Annotated in this window: 19 protein-coding genes; 8 read left to right on the forward strand and 11 right to left on the reverse strand. The window is 51.4% G+C overall.

Annotated features, from left to right (window positions below; translation table 11 throughout):
• Positions 1–27 precede the first annotated feature (27 nt).
• Genes sirB1 through hemA form a run of 5 tightly spaced genes read right to left on the reverse strand, consistent with a single transcriptional unit; the run spans position 28 to position 4464 of the window.
• Positions 28–837: an invasion regulator SirB1 gene (sirB1, locus tag KGP26_RS16230; RefSeq protein WP_021806696.1), complete on the reverse strand. Its 810-nt coding sequence runs from the start codon at positions 835–837 to the stop codon at positions 28–30.
• Positions 834–1232: a SirB2 family protein gene (locus KGP26_RS16235; RefSeq protein WP_021181105.1), complete on the reverse strand. Its 399-nt coding sequence runs from the start codon at positions 1230–1232 to the stop codon at positions 834–836. The genes sirB1 and KGP26_RS16235 overlap by 4 nt, the downstream gene beginning before the upstream one ends.
• A gap of 18 nt (positions 1233–1250) precedes the next feature.
• A complete protein-coding gene (gene prmC / locus KGP26_RS16240; protein WP_094981377.1) occupies positions 1251–2084 on the reverse strand; it encodes a peptide chain release factor N(5)-glutamine methyltransferase in 834 nt (277 codons plus the stop codon).
• On the reverse strand, positions 2084–3169 hold the full coding sequence (gene prfA / locus KGP26_RS16245; protein ID WP_021181103.1) for a peptide chain release factor 1: 1086 nt from the start codon (positions 3167–3169) through the stop codon (positions 2084–2086). The genes prmC and prfA overlap by 1 nt, the downstream gene beginning before the upstream one ends.
• 32 nt (positions 3170–3201) lie before the next feature.
• A complete protein-coding gene (hemA, locus tag KGP26_RS16250; protein WP_021806698.1) occupies positions 3202–4464 on the reverse strand; it encodes a glutamyl-tRNA reductase in 1263 nt (420 codons plus the stop codon).
• 491 nt (positions 4465–4955) lie between these two features.
• Between hemA and KGP26_RS16255 the strand changes: the two genes are divergently transcribed.
• The 4 genes from KGP26_RS16255 to prs all read left to right on the forward strand — a co-directional run bounded on the left by KGP26_RS16255 (position 4956) and on the right by prs (position 8960).
• Complete coding sequence (locus KGP26_RS16255) at positions 4956–6101, forward strand: porin (RefSeq protein WP_021806699.1); 1146 nt, start codon at positions 4956–4958, stop codon at positions 6099–6101.
• A 253-nt stretch (positions 6102–6354) separates the two neighbouring features.
• Positions 6355–6975 (forward strand): lipoprotein insertase outer membrane protein LolB, encoded by a 621-nt coding sequence (lolB, locus tag KGP26_RS16260; protein ID WP_021181100.1) that lies wholly within the window; start codon positions 6355–6357, stop codon positions 6973–6975.
• On the forward strand, positions 6975–7841 hold the full coding sequence (gene ispE, locus KGP26_RS16265; protein ID WP_021806700.1) for a 4-(cytidine 5'-diphospho)-2-C-methyl-D-erythritol kinase: 867 nt from the start codon (positions 6975–6977) through the stop codon (positions 7839–7841). Before lolB ends, ispE begins: the two co-directional genes overlap by 1 nt.
• 171 nt (positions 7842–8012) lie before the next feature.
• Complete coding sequence (gene prs / locus KGP26_RS16270; RefSeq protein WP_002211240.1) at positions 8013–8960, forward strand: ribose-phosphate diphosphokinase; 948 nt, start codon at positions 8013–8015, stop codon at positions 8958–8960.
• A gap of 181 nt (positions 8961–9141) precedes the next feature.
• On the opposite strand, the gene ychH is transcribed toward prs, so the two are convergent.
• Complete coding sequence (ychH, locus tag KGP26_RS16275) at positions 9142–9420, reverse strand: stress-induced protein YchH (RefSeq protein WP_021806701.1); 279 nt, start codon at positions 9418–9420, stop codon at positions 9142–9144.
• Positions 9421–9785: 365 nt separating this feature from the next.
• Between ychH and pth the strand changes: the two genes are divergently transcribed.
• Positions 9786–10376 (forward strand): aminoacyl-tRNA hydrolase, encoded by a 591-nt coding sequence (gene pth / locus KGP26_RS16280; RefSeq protein WP_059201020.1) that lies wholly within the window; start codon positions 9786–9788, stop codon positions 10374–10376.
• Between the two features lie 25 nt (positions 10377–10401).
• Here pth and KGP26_RS16285 read toward each other — a convergent pair whose 3' ends face one another.
• Entirely contained in the window at positions 10402–10647 is a 246-nt protein-coding gene (locus tag KGP26_RS16285) for a hypothetical protein (protein ID WP_021806703.1), read from the reverse strand.
• Between the two features lie 915 nt (positions 10648–11562).
• Here KGP26_RS16285 and ychF point away from each other — a divergent pair.
• The 3 genes from ychF (at position 11563) to KGP26_RS16300 (ending at position 15733) form a co-directional block, all read left to right on the forward strand.
• Positions 11563–12654: a redox-regulated ATPase YchF gene (gene ychF / locus KGP26_RS16290; protein ID WP_021181096.1), complete on the forward strand. Its 1092-nt coding sequence runs from the start codon at positions 11563–11565 to the stop codon at positions 12652–12654.
• Positions 12655–12972: 318 nt separating this feature from the next.
• On the forward strand, positions 12973–13428 hold the full coding sequence (locus KGP26_RS16295; protein ID WP_021806704.1) for a hypothetical protein: 456 nt from the start codon (positions 12973–12975) through the stop codon (positions 13426–13428).
• Positions 13415–15733 (forward strand): PAS domain-containing hybrid sensor histidine kinase/response regulator, encoded by a 2319-nt coding sequence (locus KGP26_RS16300; RefSeq protein WP_223664281.1) that lies wholly within the window; start codon positions 13415–13417, stop codon positions 15731–15733. Before KGP26_RS16295 ends, KGP26_RS16300 begins: the two co-directional genes overlap by 14 nt.
• Before the next feature lie 10 nt (positions 15734–15743).
• Here KGP26_RS16300 and KGP26_RS16305 read toward each other — a convergent pair whose 3' ends face one another.
• The 4 genes from KGP26_RS16305 to KGP26_RS16320 form a co-directional block, all read right to left on the reverse strand.
• Complete coding sequence (locus KGP26_RS16305; RefSeq protein ID WP_094981383.1) at positions 15744–16184, reverse strand: ATP-binding protein; 441 nt, start codon at positions 16182–16184, stop codon at positions 15744–15746.
• A 28-nt stretch (positions 16185–16212) separates the two neighbouring features.
• Complete coding sequence (locus KGP26_RS16310; protein ID WP_021806707.1) at positions 16213–16551, reverse strand: STAS domain-containing protein; 339 nt, start codon at positions 16549–16551, stop codon at positions 16213–16215.
• Between the two features lie 21 nt (positions 16552–16572).
• Positions 16573–17868: a PP2C family protein-serine/threonine phosphatase gene (locus tag KGP26_RS16315; RefSeq protein ID WP_059201023.1), complete on the reverse strand. Its 1296-nt coding sequence runs from the start codon at positions 17866–17868 to the stop codon at positions 16573–16575.
• Positions 17869–17936: 68 nt separating this feature from the next.
• Positions 17937–20378 carry a glycogen/starch/alpha-glucan phosphorylase gene (locus tag KGP26_RS16320; RefSeq protein WP_223664282.1) on the reverse strand — a complete coding sequence of 814 codons (2442 nt, stop codon included), beginning with the start codon at positions 20376–20378 and terminating at the stop codon, positions 17937–17939.
• Positions 20379–20607 lie beyond the last annotated feature (229 nt).

Genomic DNA, 20607 nt, shown 5'->3' on the forward strand with positions numbered 1-20607 from the left:
ATTGATTAATAAATCGGAATCAGTGAATTAATGCAGCGTGACCTGCTTGAGTTCGATGGAGTGGATTTGAATTTTTATCACTTCACTCACCGGGTCTTCAGGACACTGCTCGACAAAATAGTTAAGATCGGAAATGGCGATATGGTTGCATTCCAGCTGGGCATAAATCAAACCACGGTCGCGGATCTCGTAAGGGTCGTCCGGGTCAAAACTCAGCACAGCCTCGCTGGCTCGCAACGCAATTTCCATCTGCTTTTCATCCATCAGCGCGGCTTTCAGCGTATCGAGCATCTTACGCACCACCAGAATGTTTTCCGATTCGTCCAGATCGTCATCTTCCAGTTCAGCCCCCAGCCCCAGATTACCCTTGAGCCAAACCTGCAACTGATGTTCGTTAAGCGTTTCCCCGTTCAGCGGGTTGACCAGCCACATCTCCTCATCCAGCCAGTCAGCACGCATGATCAACTGAGTGGGGAAAATCACCGGCATCAGCGGCAGATCCAACTGGTGGGCAATATGCAGGAAAATGGTTCCCAGAGAGACTGGCGTACCTTGGCGGGCTTCCAACACCTTATCCAGCCAGATAGCGTCAGAGAGCCGATAAACACCGCTGGCACCGCCGAATCCCCAGGTTTTAAAGAATAACTCGATAAGCGCTTCCAACTGCTGATCCTGGTTGAGATCGTCCGGGATGATTGCGCGCGCTTCTTCACTCAACTGTTGTAACTTGCGCTCAACTTCCGCCACCGGAAAGTCCCGCCGAATGATCTTTGATACCAGGATCACCCCCTCACTGAGTGAGGAAGTGTTAAATTCAAAATCGGCAATGCTGCTCATAGGTATCCCATCAAGAACGGTATTTTGGTCGTGGCAAGTTTAACGATCAGATACAGACAGCCCAGTGCCAGAACGAATGCCAAGGTGCGGATATTCCAGCTTTGCGTCTTCTTGCCCAAGGCGACATAGCCCAACAGGATATAGATAATAACGCCAAACAACTTCTCGGTCAGCCACGAGTCCATGCCAAGCAGTGGGTAAAGTTTGAACATCACCACCAGGGCAATACCGGTGGCAAACAGCACCGTATCATTGATATGCGGCGTGATCTTTACCCAGCGCTTGTTGCTCATCGGCGATGCACGCCACTTCCAGAAGAAACGCAGTACAAACAACGTAATGCTGATGGCTACCGTTAATAAATGCAGATGTTTTAGCGCCATGTAAGCGGCCATAGTGGTTCCCTTGGTTTCTTATAGTGGTTTTTGGCCCAGAGTCACGCGATCGTTGCCGCCATAGTCGCGATGCGTTGCCACCGCGATAAATCCCGCAGCATTCAACAGCGTACGTACATTTTCACCCTGTTGCCAACCGTGCTCAAGCAACAGCCAACCCTGCGGCTCTAAATAATCTGCGGCCTGCTGCACGATCGCCGCCAGATCGGCCAGACCCTGCTCGGCGGCCACTAGCGCACTGCCAGGTTCAAAGCGGACATCGCCCTGCGCAAGGTGAGGATCGGCTTCATCAATATAGGGGGGGTTACTGGCGATCAGCGCAAACTTTTGCCCGGCCACCGGCGTAAACCAGCTCCCTTGCAAAAAGCGCGCATTGTTAATCGCCAGTTTTTGCGCGTTATGCTGCGCCAGCGCCACGGCTTCCGGTTGCAGATCGATGCCGGTAAGCTGGCAGTCTGGCCGTTCGCTGGCTAACGCCAGGGCAATCGCGCCGGTACCGGTACCAAGATCCAGAATGGCACACGGCGTTGCGGGCAGGCGCTCCAGAGCCAACTCCACCAAACATTCGGTATCCGGGCGCGGGATTAGCGTAGCGGGCGAAACCGAGAGCGGAAGCGACCAGAACTCACGCTCGCCAACCAGATACGCCACCGGTTCCCCGCGTTCACGGCGAGCCAGCAGCACCGTTAGCTTCTCAGCCTGCTCTGCCGTCAGCAGAGTTTCGCCAAATGCCAACAGGTAGGTTCTGGCCCGACCGGTTACGAAACCCAACAGGATCTCCGCATCACGTTTGGCGCTATCACTATGCGTCAGGCGTAAGGTCGCGGTTTTCAGCCAGGTTTGATAATCCATTACTCAGGCTCGGCAGAGAGTGCAGCCAACTGATCGGCCTGGTATTCCTGCACGATCGGCTGGATTAGCATATCCAGCTTGCCTTCCATCACCTCATCCAGACGATACAGCGTCAGGTTGATGCGGTGGTCGGTCACACGCCCCTGCGGGAAGTTATAGGTACGGTTACGATCGGAACGATCGCCGGTGCCCAGCAGGTTGCGGCGGGTAGAAGCCTCTGCCAACTGGCGTTTCGCCATCTCTGCCGCGCGGATACGTGCCCCAAGCACCGACATCGCCTTGGCTTTGTTCTTGTGCTGTGAACGTTCGTCCTGGCATTCAACCACAATGCCGGTTGGCAAGTGGGTAATACGGATCGCCGAATCGGTGGTGTTAACGTGCTGACCACCGGCCCCGGAAGAACGGAAGGTATCGATTTTCAGATCGCCCGCATTGATTTCTGGCAGCTCCGCCTCTGGCACCGCTGGCATCACCGCCACCGTGCAGGCAGAGGTATGAATACGACCCTGAGATTCGGTTTCCGGCACGCGTTGAACGCGGTGACCGCCAGATTCAAACTTCAGTTGACCGTAAACGCCGTCGCCAGACACTTTGGCGATGACCTCTTTGTAACCGCCGTGCTCGCCCACGTTTTCGCTCATGATCTCAACTCGCCAGCGGCGAGTTTCAGCGTAACGGCTATACATACGGAACAGATCGCCAGCAAAGATGGCCGCTTCGTCGCCACCGGTTCCGGCGCGCACTTCGAGGAAGCAGTCGCGCTCATCGTCCGGATCCTTGGGCAGCAGTAACACCTGCAGCTGTTGTTCCAGTTCTTCCGTCGCCGCTTTGGCCTGTTTCAGCTCTTCCTGCGCCATTTCACGCATTTCCGGATCGTCCAGCATCATTTCTGCCGTGGCGAGATCGTCCTGCACCTGACGCCATTCCAGAAAACAACGGCTGACGTCGGTCAACTGCGCATATTCGCGCGACAGGCCACGGAACCGATCCTGATCGGCAATGACACTGGCATCGCCGAGCAGCGCCTGAACTTCTTCATGGCGCTCTTGTAACGCTTCCAGTTTGGCAACAATAGAAGGCTTCATGCGTGGTTTTAAACCCTGTTAATAAAAGAGAACTAATGCTGATCCAGCCCGAGGCTGTCGCGTAAAATGTGCAACCGCTCCATGTCGCCGTCACCGGCGGCCTGCTGGAGGGATTTGGTAGGGGCATGAATAAGACGATTGGTTAATCTGTGGGCCAGCTCATGGATCACCTGCTCCACGTTAGCGCCTTGAGCAATCGCTGCCAGCGCTTTTGACTCCATTTCCGCACGGATTTGATCGGCCTGCGAACGGTAGTCTCTGATGGTATCTGTCGCGCCCTGTGAGCGCAGCCAGGTCATGAAATTGCTGCTTTCCTGCTGCACAATGGTCTCGGCCTGTACGGCCGCCGCCTGCCGTTGTGCCATATTGCTCTGAATAATGGCCTGCAGGTCATCCACGGTGTAGAGATAGGCGTTCGCCAGTTTGCCCACTTCCGGCTCTATATCGCGCGGAACGGCAATATCCACCAGCAACATCGGCTGGTTGCGGCGTGCCTTCAGGGCCCGCTCGACCATGCCCTTGCCGATGATGGGCAACGGGCTGGCGGTGGAGCTGATAATGATATCGGCATCTGCCAGACGTGCGTCAATCTCCGGCAATGAGATCACCTCTGCCCCCACCTCTTGCGCCAAGACCTGGGCGCGTTCACGGGTGCGGTTAGCGATGATCATATGCTGCACTTTATGCTCACGCAGATGGCGGGCAACCAGCTCGATCGTTTCCCCCGCGCCGACCAACAGCACATTCAGTTCGGCAAGAGATTCGAAGATTTGACGCGCCAACGCACAGGCGGCAAAGGCAACGGATACCGCGCTGGCACCGATTTCGGTTTCAGTGCGTACACGCTTGGCAACGGAGAAGGATTTCTGAAACAGGCGCTCCAGCTCACCGGAAAGTGACTGACCACGCTGGGATTCGGCAAAAGCTTTCTTTACCTGCCCGAGGATCTGGGGTTCACCCAGTACCAAAGAGTCTAACCCGCTGGCAACGCGCATCAGGTGGCTGACGGCCTCGTCGCCGTGATGCCAATACAGGCTTTTGCGCACGTCTTCCGCACGCAGATGGTGATAATCACATAACCAGGCTACCAGTTGTTCATGCAGATGATCCTGCTGCTCCACGCTGAGGTACAGCTCGGTGCGGTTACAGGTAGACAGCACAACGCCGCCCTGCACCAATGGCTGTTGCAGCAAGCTATTCAGCGCCTTGTCGATCGACTCTGGGGAGAAGGTCACCCGTTCTCGCAGAGAAACCGGAGCGGTTTTGTGATTAATACCTAACGCCAGAAGGGTCATTGCTTCGAGTAATACTTCTCTTGGTACGGGTTCTCGTTGTCCGGCATTCTACTTGATGCGCGACATCAATTAAAGTGACAACCGCATCTTCCGGCCAATCGCTGGTATTGGCGGGACAAATCAGTCAGCACGACAAAACTCGGTATGTTTCAAACTCATCAGAAACCTCAAGGGAAAAACGCTGAAATGCAGCGCTACCCCTTGCAAACGCCCCTTTCAGCCTGGCTGGCGACATCCTTCGTATTCCCACTGCTTAACATTACACATTACTGATAATCGCAATAAGTTACGGTTTCCATTGTTTTAATTGCAATTTTTTCGGCATGTTTCCATAATCCCGAAAAATGATTAGCTGACGAACTATTTACATAGAAACCGTTTCGGAATTTCACTTTTTGTTTCCGGAAAGTGAGCAAACCAGAAAGCCCCAGGCTGTGTTGGCCGATGGATGGGTTTTCGTATCTTGAGCAGCACGTAAGAAGGGACGTTCAATGAAATTACGTAGATTAAGCCAGGCGGTTACCGCAGGGCTGATAGCGGGTTGTAGCGCATTCGCAGCACATGCTGAAATCACCCTATTAAAGCAGGACCCGCAAGCGGGCGATCCCCTTAGTCGCCTCACCTTTACCGTTGGCGGCAGTATTCGTCCTCAGTTCAATATGATGACTGGCGATGGCGATAAAGGCTCTTATAAACGCAACGGTTTTGACGGCGGCACACGTTTTCGCTTCGCCACCGATTACTATCTGTTCGACGACATCAGTTGGATCAACTATTACGAGTTAGGCGTCAACATCCCGGCGCTGTTCAGTTGGGACAATCACTACGCCGAGGGTGCCAACAACACCTCGCGGCGCATGCTGTATACCGGTTTAAAAAGCAAAACCTGGGGCCAATTGACCTACGGTAAGCAAAACAGCGTTTATTACGACGTGGTCGGGGCCAAAACCGACATCTGGGATTACGACATGCTTGCCCAAGCGCCGGGCAACGGCATTAACGGCGATTATGACGGTTCCTATCGTTCACGCAGCATGCTGAAATATAAAAATACCTTTGGCGACGCTGACCTTTATGCCGCTTACCTATTCAACGACGATGAATACTTGCCAGGTAACGGCCTGCGCTACAAGCGCAAGGGCGGCGGTTCGCTGGGTGTGGATTATCACTTGACCAAAGACCTCACCTGGGGCACCGCCTGGAACTACACCAGCGCCGAGATGCGCAACCCCAATAATAACGACAACAAAGACTATAATCAGAACATCATCGGTACCGCATTGAGCTGGAAGCCGGATAACTGGACGCTCAGCTTCGGTGGCGGCTGGTATGACAACTACCTGACTACCAAGAAGAAGGATGTTAACAACTACTTCGCAGGGGATGCCTGGGGGATTGAATACTTCGCCGGTTATAGCTTCCCGGTTGGCGAATACGCGGTGAAATCCATCATGCCTTACTTTATGGGCGACCGCCTGCAGTACACCACTGGCCGCGATTACCAGCGTATTGATAATGGCTTGGGGATCTCCTTCCAGTTTGACTACGGTTTCCGCGCCGACGTCGAACACGTGCTGACGTCCAGCACCGATAATCTGGGCGATATGACGGTTGTTCGTTTGCGTTACGATTTCTGACCCACCAAAGCGCGCCATTATACGGCGCGCTTAGAGGATAGACTCGCTCTGAAGGGGCGTAGCATGCTACGCCCACAGATTTCCAACCCAAAAAGTTCCGCCATCGTTTACAATCCTCCCCACGCCAGACACCACCCTTGCCGCAAGGCTTTTGCGCCATTGTATTATTGACGTTACGCCACTCGCCCGTTAGCGTGGTGGCAGAAATGCTAACCCGCACTGCCCCGCAAGGACAAAAGGACAACAAAACGTTATGCCTATCCGCAAAGTTAGTTTGCTTCGCCTGATCCCATTAGCCAGCCTGGTGCTGACGGCCTGTACCCTCACCAAGCCTGGCCCGGCCACCAGCCCGACGTCTCCGCAGTGGCTCGCTCATGAGCAAGCGGTGCAACAGCTTGAGCAATATCAGACCCGGGGCGCTTTCGCTTACCTTACCGATCAGAAGAAAGTCTATGCTCGCTTCTTCTGGCAACAATACACGCCCGACCGCTACCGCCTGCTGCTGACCAATCCGCTTGGCAGCACCGAGCTTGAACTTAACGTGCAAAAAAGCGTAGTGCAGCTAACGGATAACCAGGGCAAACGCTATGTCAGCGACAACCCGGAAGAGATGATCCGCAAGCTGACCGGCATGCAGATCCCGCTGGATAACCTGCGCCAGTGGATGCTTGGCCTGCCAGGACAAGCCACCGACTTCAGCCTGGACTCCCAGTACCGCCTGAACAAGCTGACCTACAAACAGGGCGATCTGACCTGGGTTGTCACCTATCAGGACTACAACACCGATCTGAAAATCCCGTTACCGAGCCGCCTTGAGCTGCAACAGGGCGATCAACGCATCAAGCTGAAAATGGATAACTGGACGCTCAAGTGATGATCCACCAATGGCCTTCCCCGGCAAAGCTGAACCTGTTTCTCTATATCACCGGCCGTCGTGCAGACGGCTACCATCAGTTGCAAACGTTGTTCCAGTTTCTGGATTACGGCGATACGCTCACCATCGTTCCCCGCCAGGATGACCAGATCCAGCTGCTAACGCCCGTAGAAGGGGTGCCAGATGAGCAGAACCTGATTGTTCGGGCCGCTCGTCTGTTACAGCAACATTGCACTACCCATTCCATTGCCACCCTTCCCCGTGGGGCTGACATCAGCATCGACAAGCGTTTGCCGATGGGTGGCGGCCTTGGCGGCGGCTCTTCCAACGCGGCAACGGTACTGGTCGCGCTGAATGAACTTTGGCAATGTGGCCTGAGCGACGACCAGTTGGCCGATATGGGGCTAACCCTCGGTGCCGATGTCCCGGTTTTTGTGCGCGGCCATGCGGCATTTGCCGAAGGGATTGGTGAGCAGTTACAGCCGGCAAATCCGGTAGAAAAGTGGTATTTGGTCGCTCATCCCGGTGTCAGCATCCCCACTCCAGTGATTTTTGCCGATGCCGAATTAAAAAGAGACACCCCGGTTCGCCCCCTGAACGCCCTATTACAGGCACCTTACGCAAATGATTGCGAACCGATCGCAAGAAAACGTTTTCGCGAGGTTGAACAGCTTCTTTCATGGCTGTTACAATACGCGCCGTCACGCCTGACTGGCACAGGTGCTTGTGTGTTTGCAGAATTCGACTCCGAGCCCGCCGCTCTTCAGGTGTTAAATCAAGCCCCGGCCTGGTTGCGTGGATTTGTAGCGCGTGGCGTTAACGTCTCACCACTACATCGCATCCGTTCCGGGCAGTTTGAGCCGTAGCTCAACGTGTCGTTGCGCAGGGTCTTCTACCTGGCCCTGTCATCTCTGCGCTGCTCTGCAGTTCAAGTTAGTTTTACACACCCGTATGTATATTGCGTCGGCATCGCCAACTGCCCCTTGGCGAAGACCGTATGACAATATCTTCTCTGGACGCATGCTGAGGTTCTTCTCGTGCCTGATATGAAGCTTTTTGCTGGTAACGCCACCCCGGAACTAGCACAACGTATTGCCAACCGTTTGTACACCAGCCTTGGTGACGCCGCTGTAGGTCGTTTTAGCGACGGCGAAGTGAGCGTGCAAATCAACGAAAATGTACGCGGCGGTGATATTTTCATCATCCAGTCCACCTGTGCCCCCACCAACGACAACCTGATGGAACTGGTTGTTATGGTTGATGCCCTGCGTCGCGCCTCCGCAGGTCGTATTACTGCTGTAATTCCTTACTTCGGCTATGCCCGCCAGGATCGCCGCGTGCGTTCTGCGCGTGTGCCAATCACTGCCAAAGTTGTTGCCGACTTCCTCTCCAGCGTAGGGGTTGACCGCGTATTGACAGTCGATCTGCATGCCGAGCAGATCCAAGGTTTCTTCGATGTCCCGGTAGATAACGTATTCGGAAGCCCGATCCTGCTGGAAGACATGTTGCAACAGAACCTGGAAAACCCGATCGTGGTTTCCCCAGATATCGGTGGTGTCGTGCGCGCCCGCGCGATCGCCAAACTGCTTAACGATACCGACATGGCCATCATTGATAAACGTCGCCCTCGCGCAAACGTTTCTCAGGTGATGCATATTATCGGGGACGTGGCAGGCCGTGACTGCGTACTGGTCGATGACATGATCGATACCGGTGGTACCTTGTGTAAAGCAGCCGAAGCGTTGAAAGAACGCGGTGCCAAGCGCGTATTTGCCTACGCCACGCACCCGATCTTCTCCGGTAACGCCGTGGATAACATCAGGAACTCGGTGATTGATGAAGTGATCGTCTGTGACACTATTCCGCTGTCAGCAGAAATCAAGGCGTTGAAAAACGTGCGTACTCTGACCTTGTCCGGTATGTTGGCTGAAGCTATCCGCCGTATCAGCAATGAAGAGTCAATTTCCGCGATGTTCGAACATTAATCCCTTCTCTGGCGCGGTTCACCTCCACTGCGCCAGGTTGTTCGGGTGAACATCTCAGAAAACGAAAAACCCGTTGAAGCGTGAGCAACAACGGGTTTTTTACGGGATGTGGGACATAACCTTAAACCTTATACGGCCAAGCTCCCTTGCCTTTGTACGCCAGATCCCTGGTTGTGGTTAATCAATGCGAGGGGCGGCGCGGGTTGTCTTGGCAGCGTTTGTCAAAGTGTTTTACCCACCAATAACGATCTGCTACCCGCTCGCGCCCACCAATACGTGCACCGGCCAGCCATAACAAGGCGCCGATAAAGATACTCATGATGGCGCCGTGGGCAAAGAGCTGCGGCAAATTGAACTGTGATACTTCAGCCAGGATGGAGTATCCCACCCCGCCAACCATTACCACCATACCCATTCCCATTAAAACGTTGCCAATGACCTCAGCGTTTTTACGTTTCATATGCCACCTCCAGAGTGCCATGTGCCAATAGCGGGAAAATCCTAACTCGTTATCCCACTTTGATTAGTTAAGTATAGTCATTATTTCAGCATGGGTATTGCGTGACCGATCACAAATGGCAACTAAAGGCTGACAATTCTTTACTTTATGTTAAAAGTTAGCGAGATAACTGAATTATTTTACTAATGTATTATTCACTTTTCAGCTATTCACGGGGGCGACGCCAGATTTTTGTCATTCTGCACGCAGGCAGGTACACTAACGGCCTATAAATTTCGAGCTGTGCCGCTGTGAAACCTCAGGCGATTGCAACCTGGAAGGCAACGGGCACGCCCTTTCCATTTTTCTAGCATAGTGAATCTCTTGTGAGCAGTATCAAACTGATTGTTGGCCTGGCCAACCCGGGCGCTGAGTATGCCCAGACACGGCACAATGCCGGTGCATGGTATGTTGACCTACTGGCGCAACGCTACAACCAGCCGTTGAAGGAAGAGAGTAAGTTCTTCGGTTACACCGCACGCCTGAATTTGGCCGGTAACGACGTTCGGCTGTTGGTTCCTACTACCTTTATGAACCTGAGTGGTAAAGCCGTTGGCGCCTTGGCTACCTTCTACCGGATTCTGCCGGAGGAGATCCTGGTAGCCCACGACGAGTTGGATCTGCCACCGGGAGTGGCGAAACTCAAATTAGGTGGCAGCAACGGTGGTCACAATGGCCTGAAGGATATCCAGAGCAAGCTGGGCAATAACCCGAACTTTTATCGCTTGCGTATTGGCATCGGCCACCCAGGTGATAAAAACAAGGTGGTAGGCTTTGTGCTGGGTAAGCCGCCAGCAGCAGAGCAAACGCTGATTGATGATGCCATCGATGAGTCGCTACGTTGCACGGAGATCTTGCTGAAGGAAGGTATGACTAAAGCCATGAATCGTTTGCATGCATTTAAAGCGACTAGCTAAGCGGTTAGGCCAAGTAATGTGACTATCACTTGCTTGGCCTACTACTTATCGGGCAATAGCGGCACAGTTTGCGGGTACAGCATGGTTGCACGCTGTTTTGCACAACAACATCAACCACATCCGGCGTAGTTTTCTTTTTCAAATCCGCATTTCCACCAAAAAAAGGCCGCTCAATCAGGCTCTTCCTCCGCTCGTTCCTGAAATGAATAATAAAAGAAATAACTGAAAGTAATAATAAAATCGGTGCGGAAAGCACATCAATCCCATTCATGGAATAAATTCCTCCTTGAATTCAAATAGCACAGCAAATAATACGCGGATAATATCTTAAAAAAATACGCCCAACAATACTTATAGTTAAATTTATCGTTAACCCTCTCGGCATACCTCAATATAATTAAGATATTACTTAGGTATTAGAGGCAATATCTTACTTACTGTATAGGATAATTCTTTGAATTTAAGCAGATAAATCTTATATATTCAAAATCAGCATCAGTTATATATTAAATATATTAACTATTCAGGCTTAATACAAAGAAATATTCAAAAAATAAAAAACAACAATAAAAACATGACAATAGGATAATTGCTTATTGAAAAAAACGGTTATAAATCGACAGCGCGAACAAATAATAATCATATTTCATACGAGGTTCAGCTTAAAATTAATGGATTTCCCAGCCTATATAGATAGCCCACCATAAGACAAGTTACAACTTGAGGTTTAACGTTCTGTAACTCTTTACCCGCTGTAATCCGCCAGCTTTTATTATGATATGTTGCCAGGTCATACATTAGATGAGGAACAGCAAGCCTCAGAATAACCCTATGCAAAAAGTGCCTTTGTGGCTAAACATGCATTTAAAATAAAACATTAACTCACTTATATTACTAAATATCTGATAACAAATAGCCAGAATAATCTCCGCTATTAGCGTTCTATGTCCTTTTGCCAGATGTATTCAACCTGGATCTGTACCTTGCCTACAGAACACCTCTACCGACGTTGAATTGAGCCGACCCGGGCGTTAGCAGCCGTAAGGAACACCTCAGGTGATAGCGCCAGCAACGGGCAGATCGAGATAACTGCCCATTACGTGTATAATGGCGGGATAATTTCGTCCTTTATGCAGCAGGCTAATGTTAACCTGTTGATAGTCAAGATATTTAAGGTGATATAAACATGGGATTCAAATGCGGTATCGTCGGTCTGCCTAACGTTGGCAAATCCACCCTGTTCAATGCGTTGACCAAAGCGGGTATCGAAGCGGCCAACTTCCCGTTCTGCACCATTGAACCTAATACCGGCGTGGTACCGATGCCCGATGCACGTCTGGATCAACTGGCTGAGATCGTCAAACCACAACGCATTCTGCCCACCACCATGGAATTCGTTGATATCGCAGGGCTGGTAAAAGGGGCTTCCAAAGGCGAAGGCCTGGGTAACCAGTTCCTGACCAACATCCGTGAAACGGAAGCCATCGGCCACGTGGTGCGTTGCTTTGAAAATGACAACATCATTCACGTGAATAACAAAGTGGATCCGGCAGACGATATCGACGTCATCAACACCGAGTTGGCGCTGTCCGACCTTGATACCTGCGAACGCGCCATTCACCGTGTGCAGAAGAAAGCCAAAGGCGGCGATAAAGACGCAAAAGCCGAATTGGCCGCACTGGAAAAATGCCTGCCGCAGTTGGAAAACGCCGGTATGCTGCGTGCGCTGGATCTGACTGCTGAAGATAAAGCCGCGATCCGCTACCTGAGCTTCCTGACCCTGAAGCCAACCATGTACATTGCCAACGTTAACGAAGACGGTTTTGAGAACAACCCGTATCTGGATGTTGTACGCAAGATTGCTGCCGAAGAAGGTTCCGTGGTGGTAGCGGTTTGCGCCGCTGTCGAATCTGACATCGCAGAGCTGGAAGATGAAGACCGCGCTGAATTTATGGCTGAGTTGGGTCTGGAAGAACCAGGTCTGAACCGCGTGATCCGCGCAGGTTATGAATTGCTCAATCTGCAAACCTACTTCACTGCTGGCGTGAAGGAAGTGCGTGCCTGGACCATCCCAGTTGGCGCTACTGCTCCGCAAGCGGCCGGTAAAATCCATACCGACTTTGAAAAAGGCTTTATCCGTGCGCAGACCATCGCCTTTGAAGACTTTATCACCTACAAGGGTGAGCAAGGTGCCAAAGAGGCCGGCAAGATGCGTTCAGAAGGGAAAGACTACGTCGTTAAAGATGGCGATGTGATGAACTTCTTGTTTAACGTCTAAATGATGTCACTCATCTCAGTATGATCCATGAAGACTAAGTAAGACACTTAAAATCCACGCCTCGCGTGGATTTTTTTGTGATTTTCACTCTATCTACCATGTTGAGAGCAGGCATATCCACGCAGAACGCCCCCCGCTCATAGCCAAAAAACCATGCGCCATAACCACCTATCCTTGCGCTTCCCCAAGCGTTAACTAGACTGATTTAATGAAAACGACTTGCTCTCTACACGAGAAGTCATCACCTTCCCTGGCCCTCCCTTATAGGATAACGGTGCCATACCAACTATCGGGTAACTAGCGAAAAGAGAGCATGCCGTGAGTACCAACTATGAAGCGTTGTTCAATAGCAGTTACGATCGGATCACCGCCAAAGATCAGGGCGACCTGTTTTTCTCTCATTTCTACCAATTATTCGTTGAAAGCACGCAGGGGCTGAAAATTCAGCCCACACCCGAGCATCAGCAAGCGCAACAAAAAATTATCTACAAATCCTTTTTTTATATGCTTTCTGTTGCCACTAGCCATATCGTGGCCGACTATCTGGAGCACGTGGCGCGGGAACAGAGTTCCCAGGGTTTGAATCTGCCCGCGTCTGTTTTTGCCTATTGGCGGCGAGCCGTTTTGCAAACGGTACGCGATCTCGATCCGTTATGCGATGAAGAAGTCCTGACCGCATGGGCAATTTTTATGGCCCCAGGGTTGGAGTTTATGCGGCGGCAGGCAGAGTTGCACCATGATGCAGTGCAAGGCAATAAAAATGCACGCCAATAGCAGCTCTGTCCCAAATAGTAACTTTATTCTGGCGGCAGAAAACTCACGTATCGGCATCTGGGATTGGGAATGTACCCAGGATCTGTGGCAGGTTAACGATGCCTTGAAATTACTGCTAGGGGTTAATCGTGAGAATGGGGAGTTTTCCTCATCGCTTTGGCAACAGGTCATTCATCCTGATGACTTACCGCTGGTCCTACGTTGCCTTCATCAAGCCAACAAGGCGGTATTACCCGTTTTTGACTGTGAAGTGCGTGTCAAACACAGTAATGGTGACGAACACTGGGTACTGATCCAGGGGCAAATCATCAGTGTCAGTATCAAAGGGGAAGTGCAGCGAGTCATTGGGACTTTACAGGATATCACCGAGCGCAAGGAAGCAGAGGCCTCGTCCCAGCAGGCCGTTGCATTAGCCCACGCCGCGAACCAGGCCAAGAGTGAATTCCTGGCCAATATGAGCCATGAAATCCGCACGCCAATGAATGGGATCCTGGGCATGTCTCAATTGTGTCTCGAAACCAATCTGAATAAAGAACAACGTGATTACATCAATATGGTGTACTCCTCGGCTCGCGCCCTGTTGAAAATCATCGATGATATTCTCGACTTTTCGAAAATAGAGGCGGGGAAAGTCAGCCTGGAGTTTGAGGACTTTTCCCTGCGCCAGCTAATCCATGAAATTACCCGCCCTTTGATGCCCAAATTTTCCGAAAAGGGAATTGAGCTACTGGTAGACATTCATCCTGAGGTACCGACCATTCTGCATAGTGACGCCCTGCGTTTACGACAGATCGTGACCAATCTGATTGGTAATGCCCTCAAGTTTACCCATACCGGTGAAGTGGTTTTACAGATCGCCCCTTCACTCTCCACCCCGAAGATGCTGACATTCAGTATTATCGACACCGGGATCGGTATTGCCGAAGATAAACAGGCGGTTATTTTCGAATCTTTCAGTCAGGCAGACAGTTCAACCACCCGCAAATACGGCGGCACAGGGTTAGGATTAACCATTTCAGCCCGTCTGGTTGCCATGATGGGCGGCAAACTGCAGGTTTCCAGCCAGCCTGGCCACGGCAGCCACTTCTATTTTTCCTTACCTGTTACTCCCTCGTCAGCCCGTACGACAATAACGTTGCCGGCCCGGTTGAATGGGATGAGCGTATTAGTGGTGGATGATAACGAAACCAACCAAAGGTTGCTGTTTGACATGCTGCGCAACGTTGGTCTCAAGCCACAAACGGTCAACTCTGGCCAGGCCGCACTGGAGCTAATGGCCACTGGCCAGCGCTTTCCGCTGATCCTGCTGGATTCGCAAATGCCGGAAATGGATGGCATGGCACTAGCCCTGGAGATCAGGTCAACGCCGGAGCTTCGCCAAAGTAAATTGATCATGCTCAGTTCAATGGGAAATCGGATAGACACAGGCGTATTGCGTAAAGTGGGCGTTTCAAGCTTTTTAACCAAACCTATCGATGCCAACGAGTTACTAGAGGCCATCATAGCCAGCTTTATTCCGCAAGAAATGGCCAATCCTGAGCCCGTGCTGGAAGCACCAGTAAGGGTTACAGGGGTTGGGATACACATTCTGGTGGCGGAGGATAATCTTATTAATCAACAATTGGCGATCAACTTTATCCGTAAATTGGGTCATACCTGCGACGTAGTGGGCAACGGTAAATTGGCGTTGCAAAAGTTACAGCAGGATCAATACGACCTGGTTTTGATGGACCTGCAAATGCCCGAAATGGATGGGCTCGAAGCGGTACAACACCTTCGAGCTGGCGAACAACAGCAACCAGGCCAACACATACCAATCATTGCCATGACCGCACATGCGATGAAAGGCGATCGTGAAAGATGCCTGGCCCAAGGATTCGACGGCTATATCAGCAAACCCATTCTGTTGGATAATCTTGCCAGCGAGCTCGAACGGACCCTGAATGCGGCTCAACCACGCCCAGAAGACGAGATCTTCGATTATGCACAATCGCTGACGCAGTTAGGCGACGACCAAGCCTTATTTAACGAGTTGGTGGCGATCTTCCTGGGAGAACTCCCCTCCTTGACCAGTGCGCTACATGACGCCATAGAGAGACAAGATTTTGCAGCCATCCGGCGCAGCGCCCATCGGCTAAAAGGAGAGTGCCTGCACTTTGTTTGCCAGCCCCTGGAAAGCAGGTTAGGCAATATTGAGCAGGCTGCGGCAATAGCCGATTGGCCTGAAATCACGGCTCAATATCGCGGCGTGGATGAATTATGCCAGCGGTTGCGGACCTCCCTCGCAGCGGCAAAGGAAGCCTGATACCTCCGTCCTACGACAGGTTCTTAGTCAACGTCAACCTATTGCGGCCATTAGCCGTTTCATACTGCACCTGATCCATTATGGCTTGAATCAATATCAAGCCCATCCCGCCTTCCGGCCAACTGGTTTGATTGAGAGGGTCTGGAGCCAGGTCTGAAGGCTGTCGCCATTGCTGTAAAATGTTCTCTGGGATCGGCAAACCAGGATCCGAGAAAGTGAGTGTCAGGCGATGACCATCATTGACCAAGGTAATAACGATGCTCTGCGTATCATCATAATTCACCGCATGTCTGACAATATTGCTAAAGGCTTCACTGGAGGCCAAATCAAGCTGATAAACCAGCGCGGGATCCAGCGAAAACGGTGCAACAAAGTCATGCAGCTCGTTGCTCAGCTTCGCGAGGCTGTCCAATGATGCCGGTAAACACAGCGTAGTGTTGGCACTTGTCATATGACATTCCCTCAGCGCAAGGCCAGATTCAACCCAGCATAAGCTTCAATGCCGCAGCGCGATCGCTGCCGATGATGAAAATCCGATCCATCCGCGTGAGCTTGAACATATTCTGAATGTTGCTGTTCAAGGCGCAGAGCGCCAGATCGCCGCGGCCACTTAATGTCTTGAGAATAGAAACCAGTGCGCCGAGGCAGCTACTGTCGATAAACTCGACATGGCTGAAGTCCAGCAGGATGCTGTTTTTACCCTGCTGAATAAAAGACAATACTTCCTGCTTGAACACCGCGGCCACTGACGCATCAAGGCGACGGACCAGAGGAGCAATGATTTCTACGCCACTCTCAGACTGGATCTCAAAGTTCATAACGATTCCTTTTTCACAATGTCATAGTTGTTCTGGCCTGGTAAACGTTGCTACACCGATACGTTCCACAGCCATCAGCGAGATATCATCAGCAAAGGACTGCATCAGCCTTGCGTGCGGTTTTTGCAAAGGTTCATGGCAGCGCCAGGCGTTCAAGGCATTTTCCACCCTGGCAAACAGTTGGTTCTTAGCCAAATGCCGGTTTTCGCTTAGTAATGTCTGTAAGCGTTGGTCGCCGTAGAGTTCCTGACTGTGACTCTCACATTCAATGATGCCATCGCTGTAAAGATAGAGCCGATCCCCGATGTCGAGGTTAAAATCACTGTCCTGATATTCGGCTTCCTCAAACAGCCCCACGGGCATACCTCCGTCCCCAACGCAAACCCTATCTCCGTCTGCGCGGATGATAAACGGCGTCGGATGCCCAGCCTGGCAGAGAGTCCCCTTGCCGTTACGGGTATCAATGACACCATAAATCAGCGTGTAATAACTGGTGACCTGCTCATTATCCAGGCAAAAACGCTGATTCAACTCCCCTACTACGCGGTGCGGTGCCACAGGAGTCCTTTCCCCCTCTGCCGAGAGTTCCAATAACAAATGACTACTGATTCGGCCCGCCATAAACTCACGTAGAACCGCCAGTGACAACATGGCGGCGCTCACGCCATGCCCGGCAACGTCTACGCTAAAGAAAGCGATGTGGTACTCCCCCAGCGGGAAATAGTTTAATAGATCCCCCGACACATATGCCGAAGGTAAAAACATCCAGTCAAACTCGAACCCAGCCAATAACAGGTTATGGGCAGGCAGGAAACTATGCTGCAGCTTGGCTGCCACCTGCAGGTCCGACTCTATTTGTTGATAAGCATAAGTGAGCTTTTCATTACGCGCTGCCAGCGTGCTTTCGAGCGTCAACACGCGTTCTGCCGCGTGTAGCCTGGCACGAAGTTGGCTTTGATTCACCGGTTTCGATAAAAAGTCATCGGCACCCGATTCCATTCCCGTCACCAGATCGTCCAAAGACTGGCGGGCCGTGACTAGAATGACATAAACGTAATGGCCGAAATCGCCACTGCGGATAGCCTGGCACAGGGCGACTCCGTCCATCACGGGCATTTCCCAGTCGCTGATGACGATATGGATTGACCGTTGGTTCAACTTTTGCAATGCCTGCCGACCATCTTCAGCCTCACAGACGTTAAATCCCCATTTCGTCAAGGCTGCCGCCATCAGATGCCGATAGCTTTTTGAATCGTCTACAATCAGCACGCTCACTGGCTGTGTCTCCGAAGGCTGACCGAGGGTAAGCGGTTCCATACGTCATGATCCCATGTTCAACTCAGGTTGAAATCACCCTGACCGAGGCCAGATCTATTGCGATCCCCTTAACAAGGGATCCCCCAGATTTCGTTGGCATACCCCTTGATAGTGCGATCGCTTGAAAAGCCCCCCATGCCAGCAATGTTCAACAGCGTCCGCTGGTGCCACAACTGGGGTTGGGAAAAATCATGTAGTGCCTGATGCTGGGCCTGACGATAGCTGTCAAAATCCAGCAAATGGCAGTAGTGATCGCCCTCTGTCAGCATGCGGTAAATCGGCTTAAACAGCGACTTGTCCAGATTGAAGCGGCCTGATACCAAGGCATCGACGGCCTCTCTGATTGCCGGATCATCCTGGTAGACCTGATTATGGGACCCCGCCTGCCGATGGGTGTTGATTTCAGCCGCATCGGCACCAAACAGATAAAAATTATCGGCCCCCACCGCGTCACGGATTTCAATATTGGCGCCGTCCATGGTACCGATGGTCAACGCCCCGTTCATGGCAAACTTCATGTTACTGGTGCCTGACGCTTCGGTGCCAGCCGTTGAGATCTGTTCTGAAAGATCGGTGGCAGGAATAATATGTTCGGCCAACGAGACCTTATAATCCTCCAGGAACACCACGTTGAGCTGCCCTTTGGTTCGCGGATCGTGATTAACCGTCCTTGCCACTTCATTAATCAACTGAATAATCAGCTTGGCCATGGCATAGCCTGGCGCGGCCTTGCCAGAAAACAGGTGGACCTTCGGCTGAATCAGAACATGACCAGACTCAACAATCCCCAAATACAGGTGTATGACGTGCAGAATATTCAGCAATTGCCTTTTGTACTCATGGATACGCTTTACCTGGCTGTCAAACATGGCTGCCGGATCGAGCTTTATCCCCTGATGAGTGGCGATGAGCCGGCAAAGCGCCTGTTTATTATGCAGTTTAATGCTCTGGATTTCCTCCAGGGCTGCACTGTCTCTGGCCAGCTTTTTCAATCGTTGCAATTCATCAAGCTCGGTAACCCAACCGGCGCCTAACTGGCGGGACAAAAATTCGGCCAGGTTCGGGTTGGCTTGCTGGATCCAGCGCCTTGGCGTTACGCCGTTAGTTTGGTTGGTGAATTTTTCCGGGGTGATAAAATAAAAGTGCGGAACCAACTGCTGTTTAATCAGCTCGGAGTGCAATTTAGCCACCCCATTCACTTTATGACTGCCAACGATGGCCAGATTAGCCATACGGATTTTTTTCTCGGGCCCTTCTTCAAACAACGAAAGTGAGGCCAGCAACTCCGGTTTGTCTGGCCATTTCTGAGCTATATCGGCAAGGAACCGATGGTTGATTTCGTAGATAATCTGCAGGTGGCGTGGCAGCAACTTCTCAAACAGAGCAACAGGCCAGGTTTCTAACGCTTCCGGCATCAACGTGTGGTTGGTAAACGCGCAAGTTTTTTGCGTGATGCTCCAGGCCATTTCCCAATCCAGCCGGTATTCATCCACCAGCGTACGCATCATCTCGACGATGGTCAGAGCCGGATGGGTATCATTTAACTGGATGGCAACCGCATCGGGCAATGCTCTGATGTCGTCCGAGCGCTGAGCATATTCTTGCAGAATATCGCGTAAGGTGCAGGCAACCAGGAAATACTCTTGCGTCAGACGCAATTCCTTACCTGACGGGATCTCATCGGCTGGGTAAAGTATTTTCGAAATATTTTCTGACGCTATTTTCTGGCTTACCGCCCGCAGATAGTCACCGCGGTTAAATATATGAACGTCGAATGAATCAGAGGCGCTGGCACTGTATAACCGCAGTTTATTTACCGTATTACCCCCATAGCCGGTAACGAAGTAATCATGCGGTACACCCACGATGACCTTCCAGTCCATCCACATAGGATTGTAGTTGCCATCAATATCTTCACTCTCTTCGATATGACCACCGATAGGGATCAGCATCAGCTGTGAAGGGTGATCAATCAGCCAGGGAGAATGGGTGCTGTGCCAGTCATCCGGTTGTTCAACCTGCTTGCCATTCTGTATGGATTGTTTAAACAGACCATACTCATATTTGATACCATGGCCTGAAGCGGCAATATCCAACGTGGCCATCGAATCGATAAAACAGGCGGCCAGTCGACCTAATCCCCCATTACCCAGTGCGGCATCCGGCTCTTGATTGATAATCTCTTCAAAATCAAAGTCTAGCTCACTCACGGCCTGTTTAGCACTGGTTAGCAACCCCAGGTTCATCAAATTATTACGCAGCGACTGGCCGAGTAAAAACTCCATCGACAAATAGTAGAGTCGCTTAGGCCTTGCTTCCTCCTGACAACGTTTGGTATTGAAGAAGCTATCCAACTGGTAATCTCTCAGAGCCAGAGCCAGGGCATTAAAGATGTCTGTTGCGGTGGCATCTTTAAGCTCCAAACATAAATCGTATCTCAACTTACTAATCAAACTGTGCTTTATCTCTTCAACTCCAGGTATTTCAACACGTTTTTGCTTAGTCTTCATGTTAATCCCTATTAAAGCCTTCAACCCAATTGGTTAACTCGACGATGAGAAAGTGGATAGCGTTCAACATTGCTCTGCAAAGTGTAGACGGTTTTATGGCCGCTTGGGATAAAATCGCCAAGTATCAAATTTAAATAATTCAAGCGCCTATGCATTGATTACCCGGATATGAAAGTTACCCGAGTTGCGCCCTAAGGTTCTTTATATCTGCTTTGCTTGAAGAGACTGA

The sequence above is a fragment of the Serratia sp. JSRIV002 genome (genome assembly GCF_019968725.1).
Lineage (GTDB): Bacteria > Pseudomonadota > Gammaproteobacteria > Enterobacterales > Enterobacteriaceae > Chania > Chania fonticola_B.

What these genes read in the sequence shown, in the direction of transcription:
- sirB1 (WP_021806696.1), bottom strand. Translation starts at nt 837, where the DNA reads ATGAGCAGCATTGCCGATTTTGAATTTAACACTTCCTCACTCAGTGAG.
- lolB (WP_021181100.1), top strand. Translation starts at nt 6,355, where the DNA reads ATGCCTATCCGCAAAGTTAGTTTGCTTCGCCTGATCCCATTAGCCAGC.
- KGP26_RS16255 (WP_021806699.1), top strand. Translation starts at nt 4,956, where the DNA reads ATGAAATTACGTAGATTAAGCCAGGCGGTTACCGCAGGGCTGATAGCG.
- prmC (WP_094981377.1), bottom strand. Translation starts at nt 2,084, where the DNA reads ATGGATTATCAAACCTGGCTGAAAACCGCGACCTTACGCCTGACGCAT.
- ychH (WP_021806701.1), bottom strand. Translation starts at nt 9,420, where the DNA reads ATGAAACGTAAAAACGCTGAGGTCATTGGCAACGTTTTAATGGGAATG.
- KGP26_RS16315 (WP_059201023.1), bottom strand. Translation starts at nt 17,868, where the DNA reads ATGGAACCGCTTACCCTCGGTCAGCCTTCGGAGACACAGCCAGTGAGC.
- KGP26_RS16320 (WP_223664282.1), bottom strand. Translation starts at nt 20,378, where the DNA reads ATGAAGACTAAGCAAAAACGTGTTGAAATACCTGGAGTTGAAGAGATA.
- KGP26_RS16285 (WP_021806703.1), bottom strand. Translation starts at nt 10,647, where the DNA reads ATGAATGGGATTGATGTGCTTTCCGCACCGATTTTATTATTACTTTCA.
- ispE (WP_021806700.1), top strand. Translation starts at nt 6,975, where the DNA reads ATGATCCACCAATGGCCTTCCCCGGCAAAGCTGAACCTGTTTCTCTAT.
- ychF (WP_021181096.1), top strand. Translation starts at nt 11,563, where the DNA reads ATGGGATTCAAATGCGGTATCGTCGGTCTGCCTAACGTTGGCAAATCC.
- KGP26_RS16235 (WP_021181105.1), bottom strand. Translation starts at nt 1,232, where the DNA reads ATGGCCGCTTACATGGCGCTAAAACATCTGCATTTATTAACGGTAGCC.
- hemA (WP_021806698.1), bottom strand. Translation starts at nt 4,464, where the DNA reads ATGACCCTTCTGGCGTTAGGTATTAATCACAAAACCGCTCCGGTTTCT.
- KGP26_RS16300 (WP_223664281.1), top strand. Translation starts at nt 13,415, where the DNA reads ATGCACGCCAATAGCAGCTCTGTCCCAAATAGTAACTTTATTCTGGCG.
- KGP26_RS16310 (WP_021806707.1), bottom strand. Translation starts at nt 16,551, where the DNA reads ATGAACTTTGAGATCCAGTCTGAGAGTGGCGTAGAAATCATTGCTCCT.
- prfA (WP_021181103.1), bottom strand. Translation starts at nt 3,169, where the DNA reads ATGAAGCCTTCTATTGTTGCCAAACTGGAAGCGTTACAAGAGCGCCAT.
- KGP26_RS16305 (WP_094981383.1), bottom strand. Translation starts at nt 16,184, where the DNA reads ATGACAAGTGCCAACACTACGCTGTGTTTACCGGCATCATTGGACAGC.